This is a genomic window from Diaphorobacter sp., from assembly GCF_050251835.1.
GTDB lineage: Bacteria > Pseudomonadota > Gammaproteobacteria > Burkholderiales > Burkholderiaceae_C > JBFXIE01.
On the sequence record NZ_JBFWLZ010000072.1, the window covers coordinates 1 to 6,965 of the forward strand.

Here is a 6,965-nt window from a genome sequence, read left to right on the forward strand (position 1 = left end):
TTAACGCGCGCCGGACTGGCGCACACATAGAATCACGCCCCATGTCCTACCTTGTGCTCGCCCGCAAATACCGTCCCAAGACCTTTTCGGAGATGGTGGGCCAGGAGCATGTGGTGCAGGCCCTCAGCAATGCGCTGACGCAGCAGCGCCTGCACCACGCCTACCTGTTCACCGGCACGCGCGGCGTGGGCAAGACCACGGTGTCGCGCATCCTTGCCAAGTCGCTCAACTGCCAGGGGCCCGATGGCCAGGGCGGCATCACCGCCACGCCCTGCGGCGTGTGCCCGGCCTGCACCGACATCGACAGCGGCCGCTTTCCTGACTACACCGAGCTGGACGCCGCCTCCAACCGCGGTGTGGACGAGGTGCAGGGCCTGCTGGAGCAGGCGGTGTACAAGCCGGTGCAGGGGCGCTTCAAGGTCTTCATGATTGACGAAGTGCACATGCTGACCAATACGGCTTTTAACGCCATGCTGAAGACGCTGGAGGAGCCGCCCGAATACCTCAAGTTCGTGCTGGCCACCACCGATCCGCAGAAGGTGCCGGTCACCGTACTGTCGCGCTGCCTGCAGTTCAACCTGCGGCCCATGGCGCCCGAGACCGTGCTGGACCACCTCACTCGCGTGCTGGCCGCCGAAAACGTGCCCGCCGAGCCGCAGGCCCTGCGCCTGCTGGCGCGGGCCGCGCGCGGCTCCATGCGCGACGCGCTCAGCCTGACCGACCAGGCCATTGCCTTTGGCAGCGGCCAGCTGCAAGAGGCCGGCGTGCGCCAGATGCTGGGCAGCGTGGACCGCAGCCATGTGTTCCGTTTGATCGACGCGCTGGCGCAGGGTGATGGCAAAACCGTGGTCGAGACGGCGGACACCTTGCGCATCCACGGCCTGTCGGCCGCCTCCACGCTGGAGGACATGAGCGCCGTGCTGCAGCGCATGGCGGTGCTGCAGGCCGTGCCGCAGATGACCGCGGCCGTGGACGCCAGCGACCCCGAGGCCGCCGAGATCGCCCGCCTGGCGGTCGCGCTGCCCCCTGATGAGACGCAGTTGCTGTACAGCATCTGCCTGCACGGCCGCGCCGAGCTGGGCCTGGCGCCCGACGAATATGCCGCGCTGACCATGGTGCTGCTGCGCCTGCTGGCGTTCAAGCCGGTGGGCGCGCAGGGCAGCGCCGCGGGCATGGCAGAAAAAAAAACTCTGACGCGGCCTGAACCTGCTGCTGGCGCTGCTGCCGCGCCAACAGCCCCGGTGGTTTCGCCATCGCCGATACGGGTATCCCCGCCCGTCGCCCCGGCGCTTGCGGCTGTCGCACCCGCGGCTGCCGAACCAGCCGCCGAAGCTGTGCCTGCACCTGCCGCGCCCGCGCAGGCATCGCCTGATGACGTGAACCGCGCAGTGGTGCAAGCGCAGCGGTCTCAGCCAGACGCCCGCGAAACGCCGCCGTGGGAGCCTGATGACGCAGCGCCCGCGCCGGCACTGTCAACCCCATCGGCACAAACTGCACGACCGCCTGCATCGGTGCGCCTGCCGGTGTTGACCCCCGAAGACTTAAAGAAAAAAACGGTTCCAGCGTCCGTAGGGCAAGCGCTGATAGCTCCTGAAACCGTAGCGCTTGCGGTGCGTACGGTGCCTGAACCCGGCCCCCGCCTGCAGCCCCAGGGGCTGACGGGCCAGGCGCTGGCGCCGCTGGTGCCCACGCCCGAGGGCGATGTCTGGCATGCCACCGTGCAGCAGCTGATCGCGCAGGAGGCCATCACCGCCCTGGTGCGCGAGCTGGCGCTGCAGTCGCAGCTGGTGGCCCGCGAGCAAGACCACTGGCTGCTGCGCGTCGAGCGCGAATCCATCAACCAGCCCCAGGCGCGCGAGCGCCTGCGCGCGGCGCTGGAGGCTGCGGGCCACGCGCGCCAGATCATCGTGGAGGTGGGTGCGGTGACCGACAGCCCCGCGCGTCGCAATGCGCAGGCCGCGGCCCAGCGCCAGCGCGTGGCCGAGGAGATCGTGCAGGGTGATCCATACGTGCAGCAGCTGATGCGTGATTTCGGCGCGAAAATCGTGCCGGGCAGCATCAAGCCTGCTTAGCAATCCGTGTCAATCCGCGTCCACGCGGCCCGCAGCAATCGCGCGCCGCTCTTCATTTTTACAAGCAAAGGAAACCACCCATGTTCAACAAAGGACAGCTTGCCGGCCTCATGAAGCAGGCCCAGGCCATGCAGGACAACCTCAAAAAGGCCCAGGATGAACTGGCCCACATCGAGGTCGAGGGCGAATCCGGCGCCGGCCTGGTCAAGGTGCTGATGACCTGCAAGCACGACGTCAAGCGCGTCACCATCGACCCCAGCCTGCTGGGCGAGGACAAGGACATGCTGGAAGACCTGGTGGCCGCCGCCTTCAACGCCGCCGTGCGCAAGGCCGAGGAAACATCGTCCGAGAAGATGGGCAAGATCACCGCCGGCATGCCGGGCTTGCCCGGCGGCATGAAATTCCCCTTTTGATGCGGCAACCCCCTGAGGCGCTTCGCGCCTTCCCCCTTCTGTCACGCTGCGCGTGGGAAGGGGGGCGCAGCCCTCGCTGCGGGGCGGCCCTTGCGCGGCTGCCCTGGGCCGGGCTGCGCCTGTTTCATGATGCGCGTCCGATGCGGTGTGTTTCTGTATGTCCGATACCAGTTCCCTTGATGCGCTGATCCAGTCGCTGCGTCGCCTGCCGGGCGTGGGTGTCAAGTCGGCCCAGCGCATGGCGTTTCACCTGCTGCAGCACGACCGCGAAGGCGCGCAGCTGCTGTCGCGTGCGCTGGCGCAGGCGGCCATGCAGGTACGCCATTGCGAGCGCTGCTACACCTTCACCGAAGGCGCGGTGTGCGATACCTGCCTGGATGCGACGCGCGACACCACCCGCCTGTGCGTGGTGGAGACGCCCGCCGACCAGTCCGCCATGGAGCGCACGGGTGCTTTCAAGGGGCTGTATTTCGTGCTCATGGGGCGGCTGTCGCCCCTGGACGGCGTGGGGCCGCGCGACATCGGCGTGCAAAAGCTGCTCGATCGCGCCAGCGACGGCGTGGTGCAAGAGGTGATCCTGGCCACCAGCTTCACCGCCGAGGGCGAGGCCACGGCCCATGCCATCGCCGAGGCGCTCAAGCGCCGCGGCGTGCACGTCACGCGGCTATCGCGTGGTGTGCCCGTGGGCAGCGAGCTGGAATACGTGGACCTGGGCACCATCGCCCATGCGCTGGCGGACAGGCGCTGACCCGCCTGCGGTTATCAAAAAGCATAGCTACCAGCGCTTGACTATCAACGGCCGATGGCCAAAAAGACTTCAATCCCATGAATACAACCATGCAAGTGGCCCGCTTTACCGTGGCCTATTGGTGCGTGCTGATCGCGGCGCTGCTGCCCATGGCCTGCGCTCTGCTGGCCAAGCGCGGCGCTTTTCGCGGCAGCGACAACCACGACCCACGCGCCTGGGCCGCGCGCCAGACCGGCTGGCGCGCGCGTGCCAATGCGGCGCAGGCCAACAGCTTTGAGGCGCTGCCGTTCTTCATTGGCGCGGTCATCATTGCCCACCAGCTGGGTGCGCCGCAGATGATGCTGGATTTGCTGGCCTTTTTGTTTGTGATGCTGCGCGTGTCCTACATCACCATGTACGTGGGCGACATGCCCCGGGCGCGCAGCGCGGTGTGGGGCCTGGGTTTTGTGGTCAACATAGCCATCTTGCTGCTGGGCTGGCGCTGAAACCCGTCAGCCCGAGGTTGCGGCAGGTGGCAGGCGATCACTGCCTTGACTACTGCGCCGCAGCCTTGCGCGCAGGGGCCGTGCGGCGGGCCTTGTTCAGGCTGGCCAGTGCCTGGTCGAGGCTATCCCACTTGCCCAGAGCATCGTTGATGGCAGCCCAGAGCATTTCGCGTGCCTTGTCATCGCTGGCGTAGTCGTTCATCCAGGTACTGTCGCTGCCAAAGTCGTTGACGATGAGGTGGTCGCTGGCTTTGTCGGCAACAGCGATGCTGGCCCAGCCGTAAGAGCGGTTGCTCAAGACGCCGTAGCTTCCGGAGACGATGATTCTTGCGTTGGCCTTGCGCAATTTATTGCACACCACGTCGTAGTTCTGAAAGTGATAGCCGCCGGTCTCCTTGAAAACCTTCTGCACGGCAGTTGAGCTGGTGTTGTGCGTGATGGCGCAATTGGCACTTGCCGGCAAAGCCAGCGCAGCAAGGCACAGGGCCGAGCAGTAGCGCAGGGCACGGGTAAAAGGGGTGGACATGGCACTTTTTTGGGGTTAAGGGAGCCACGAATGTTACCTTTTGTGTATGTCGCTTTGTGTCTCTGGGCACCCGCCAAGCGGTGCAGGGCGCTGCTTTGCAAGCGCAATGTCAGGCGCGACGTCACATGCGACATCGGGCAGGTTGCCGATAAGACGCCACCCCTGCTCATGGCCGACAAGCGCTGATTGCTATCTTGTCAGTAGCAAAGAGGCTGTTGGCTTCATAACCTTATTGTCTGATATGCCTACTTTTTGTTCGTTGTTGCTTTTATAGCAAGCAATTACATTCAGCGCCTGTTTTGATTTTTCACCTGCGCCGCTGCGTCAGGCCCACCCACAGGGTGGGGTGCGCGCGGCGCTTTGCATTGTTTTTTCATGATTGACCTTCGGGGTATCACCCAGATTTATCCGGGCCCACAAGGCCCCGTCGAGGCCCTGCGCGGCATCGACCTGCATGTCACGCCGGGCGAGGTGTTCGGCATCATCGGGCGCTCGGGCGCGGGCAAAAGCTCGCTGGTACGCGTCATCAACCTGCTCAACCGTCCCACGGCAGGGCAGGTGATGGTAGCAGGGCGCGACATGACCCGGCTGTCCGATGCCGAGCTGCGCGCCGCGCGCCGCGAGATCGGCATGGTGTTCCAGCACTTCAATCTGCTGTCTTCGCGCACCGTGTTTGACAATGCCGCGCTGCCGCTGGAACTGGCGGGCATGTCGCGTGCCGAGATCAAGAAGCGCGTCGATCCGCTGCTGGAATTGGTGGGTCTGGCGCACCTGGCCGACCGTTACCCGGCGCAGATCAGCGGCGGGCAAAAGCAGCGCGTGGGCATTGCGCGTGCGCTGGCCAGCAACCCCAAGGTGCTGCTGTCTGACGAGGCGACGAGCGCGCTGGACCCCGAGACCACGCGCTCCATCCTGGATTTGCTGCGCCAGGTGAACCGCGAGCTGGGCGTGACCGTGGTGCTGATCACGCACCAGATGCAGGTCATCAAGCAGATTGCCGACCGCGTGGCCGTGATCGACGCTGGCCGCATCGTGGAGATGGGCCCGGTGATCGACGTGTTCACCCGCCCGCAGCAAGACATCACCAAGAGCCTGATCGACGAAATCGTTCCGCAAGAGCTGCCGCCTGGCGTGCTTGCGCGCGTGCGCAGCCTGGCCGCGCGGCTGGAGCCGGGCGCGAGCGGCCAGCTGCTGCGCCTGTCGTATGCGGGCGAGCGCGCCTACGAGCCCATCCTGTCGCACCTGATCCGTGAGCTGGAGCTGGACCTGTCCATCCTGCACGGCCAGATCGACGAGATTCAGGATCAGACCTTTGGCTCGCTGGCGCTGTACGCCAGCGGCAACATGGCGCGCATCGGCGCGGCCATCGACTATCTGCGTGCCAACGGAGTGGTGGTGCGCACCGTGGAAGTGAATGCTTGAGGGGCGGGCAATGTTCGAGAATTTTTCTGAAATGATGCTGGAGCTGTTCGTTTCCTCGCTGTGGGAGACGATCATCATGGTGGGCGTGTCCGGCGTGGTGGGCGGCCTGGTGGGCATACCGCTGGGCGTGTTTTTGCGCCTGACCGACGCGGGTGGCGTGCTGGAGAACGGGCCGGTCAACAAGATCGTGGGCTGGATCGTGAACGCCGTGCGCTCCACGCCGTTCATCATCTTGCTGGTGGCCATCATCCCGTTCACGCGCTTTGTTACCGGCTCGTCCATCGGCACCTGGGCGGCCGTGGTGCCGCTGACCATTGCCGCGGCGCCCTTCGTGGCGCGCCTGGTCGAGACGGCGCTGCGCGAGGTGGACAACGGCCTGGTGGAGGCCGCGCAGTCCATGGGCGCCACCACCGGTCAGATCGTGTGGAAGGTGCTGCTGCCCGAGGCCCTGCCGGGCATCGTGGCGGGTCTGACCATCAGCTTTGTCAGCCTGACGGGCTACTCTGCCATGGCCGGCGCCATTGGCGGCGGCGGCCTGGGCGACCTGGGCATCCGCTACGGCTACCAGCGCTTTTTGCCCGACATCATGCTGGCCGTGGTGATCATCCTGATCTTCTTCGTGCAGGCCATCCAGAGCCTGGGCGACTGGGCCGTGCGTCGGCTTTCGCATCGCTGATTTGCTATGTAATTGATAGCTGTCAGCGCTTGTCAATCAAGCGCTGGCGGCGTTTTTGATTGTAAGCCCCATAGTGTCCGGCCCTGGCGCAGGCCTTGACTTGCCAACGGTTGCAATTGTCGGTTGCTGAAGGCTTGACCCCCGCGGCACACGGGCAGAAGATGAAATTCTGTTCAACACCGACAGCAGGGGCTTTTCATGACCAAGCCGATCTGGGCCATTGTGGCCAACGGTTCCGTGGCCCGGGTGCTGGAGCGCAGCCCCGCCCAGCCCGCGCAGTGGACGGAGAAGGAATGCCTGACGCATCCGCAAAGCCGGCAGCAGGGCCTTGGCGGCGGGCATGAGCCGCCGGGCCATTCGATTGCCGGGCGCAGCGGGCTGGCGCCGCGCAGCGATGCGCGTGACCATGATCGACATGCGTTCGCGCGGCAGGTGGCCCGCACGGTGGGTGCAGCGGCGGCCGCGCACCAGATCAGCGGCCTGGTGGTGTTTGCCTCCAACCCGTTCCTGGGGGACTTGCTGGGCCATTTGGACGATGCCAGCCGTAAGCTGGTCTCGGCCAGTCATCCGCTGGACTTGACCAGCCTGCCCCTGCCCGAGCTTGTCCAGCGCATGCACGGCGA

The 6,965-nt window shown here is 65.6% G+C and carries 8 protein-coding genes; 7 read left to right on the plus strand and 1 reads right to left on the minus strand.

The genetic code is table 11. The features are described from left to right. Nucleotides 1–41 precede the first annotated feature (41 nt). The 4 genes from dnaX (at nucleotide 42) to AB7E35_RS14680 (ending at nucleotide 3,718) form a co-directional block, all read left to right on the plus strand. Nucleotides 42–2,072 carry a DNA polymerase III subunit gamma/tau gene (dnaX, locus tag AB7E35_RS14665; RefSeq protein WP_428167822.1) on the plus strand — a complete coding sequence of 677 codons (2,031 nt, stop codon included), beginning with the start codon at nucleotides 42–44 and terminating at the stop codon, nucleotides 2,070–2,072. A gap of 80 nt (nucleotides 2,073–2,152) precedes the next feature. Beyond that, nucleotides 2,153–2,485, plus strand: coding sequence for a YbaB/EbfC family nucleoid-associated protein (locus tag AB7E35_RS14670; RefSeq protein ID WP_428167823.1), 333 nt, complete (start codon nucleotides 2,153–2,155; stop codon nucleotides 2,483–2,485). A 157-nt stretch (nucleotides 2,486–2,642) separates the two neighbouring features. Beyond that, nucleotides 2,643–3,233, plus strand: a complete 591-nt coding sequence (recR, locus tag AB7E35_RS14675; RefSeq protein ID WP_428167824.1) for a recombination mediator RecR — start codon at nucleotides 2,643–2,645, stop codon at nucleotides 3,231–3,233. A gap of 77 nt (nucleotides 3,234–3,310) precedes the next feature. Next, the gene (locus AB7E35_RS14680; protein WP_428162930.1) at nucleotides 3,311–3,718 is read left to right on the plus strand and encodes an MAPEG family protein; all 408 of its coding nucleotides are present in this window, start codon (nucleotides 3,311–3,313) and stop codon (nucleotides 3,716–3,718) included. Nucleotides 3,719–3,767: 49 nt separating this feature from the next. Here AB7E35_RS14680 and AB7E35_RS14685 read toward each other — a convergent pair whose 3' ends face one another. After that, nucleotides 3,768–4,244 (minus strand): hypothetical protein, encoded by a 477-nt coding sequence (locus tag AB7E35_RS14685; protein ID WP_428162931.1) that lies wholly within the window; start codon nucleotides 4,242–4,244, stop codon nucleotides 3,768–3,770. A gap of 375 nt (nucleotides 4,245–4,619) precedes the next feature. Between AB7E35_RS14685 and AB7E35_RS14690 the strand changes: the two genes are divergently transcribed. From AB7E35_RS14690 to AB7E35_RS14700, 3 genes are all read left to right on the plus strand, one after another. Beyond that, nucleotides 4,620–5,666: a methionine ABC transporter ATP-binding protein gene (locus AB7E35_RS14690; protein ID WP_428167825.1), complete on the plus strand. Its 1,047-nt coding sequence runs from the start codon at nucleotides 4,620–4,622 to the stop codon at nucleotides 5,664–5,666. A 10-nt stretch (nucleotides 5,667–5,676) separates the two neighbouring features. Continuing rightward, nucleotides 5,677–6,342 carry a methionine ABC transporter permease gene (locus tag AB7E35_RS14695; RefSeq protein WP_428162933.1) on the plus strand — a complete coding sequence of 222 codons (666 nt, stop codon included), beginning with the start codon at nucleotides 5,677–5,679 and terminating at the stop codon, nucleotides 6,340–6,342. A gap of 198 nt (nucleotides 6,343–6,540) precedes the next feature. Further along, nucleotides 6,541–6,965 (plus strand): host attachment protein (locus tag AB7E35_RS14700; protein ID WP_428167826.1); only part of this gene is annotated, 425 nt, incomplete at its 3' end.

Coding starts and splice junctions, on each gene's coding strand:
- dnaX (WP_428167822.1), top strand. CDS start 42: ATGTCCTACCTTGTGCTCGCCCGCAAATACCGTCCCAAGACCTTTTCG.
- AB7E35_RS14695 (WP_428162933.1), top strand. CDS start 5,677: ATGTTCGAGAATTTTTCTGAAATGATGCTGGAGCTGTTCGTTTCCTCG.
- AB7E35_RS14680 (WP_428162930.1), top strand. CDS start 3,311: ATGAATACAACCATGCAAGTGGCCCGCTTTACCGTGGCCTATTGGTGC.
- AB7E35_RS14685 (WP_428162931.1), bottom strand. CDS start 4,244: ATGTCCACCCCTTTTACCCGTGCCCTGCGCTACTGCTCGGCCCTGTGC.
- AB7E35_RS14690 (WP_428167825.1), top strand. CDS start 4,620: ATGATTGACCTTCGGGGTATCACCCAGATTTATCCGGGCCCACAAGGC.
- AB7E35_RS14670 (WP_428167823.1), top strand. CDS start 2,153: ATGTTCAACAAAGGACAGCTTGCCGGCCTCATGAAGCAGGCCCAGGCC.
- recR (WP_428167824.1), top strand. CDS start 2,643: ATGTCCGATACCAGTTCCCTTGATGCGCTGATCCAGTCGCTGCGTCGC.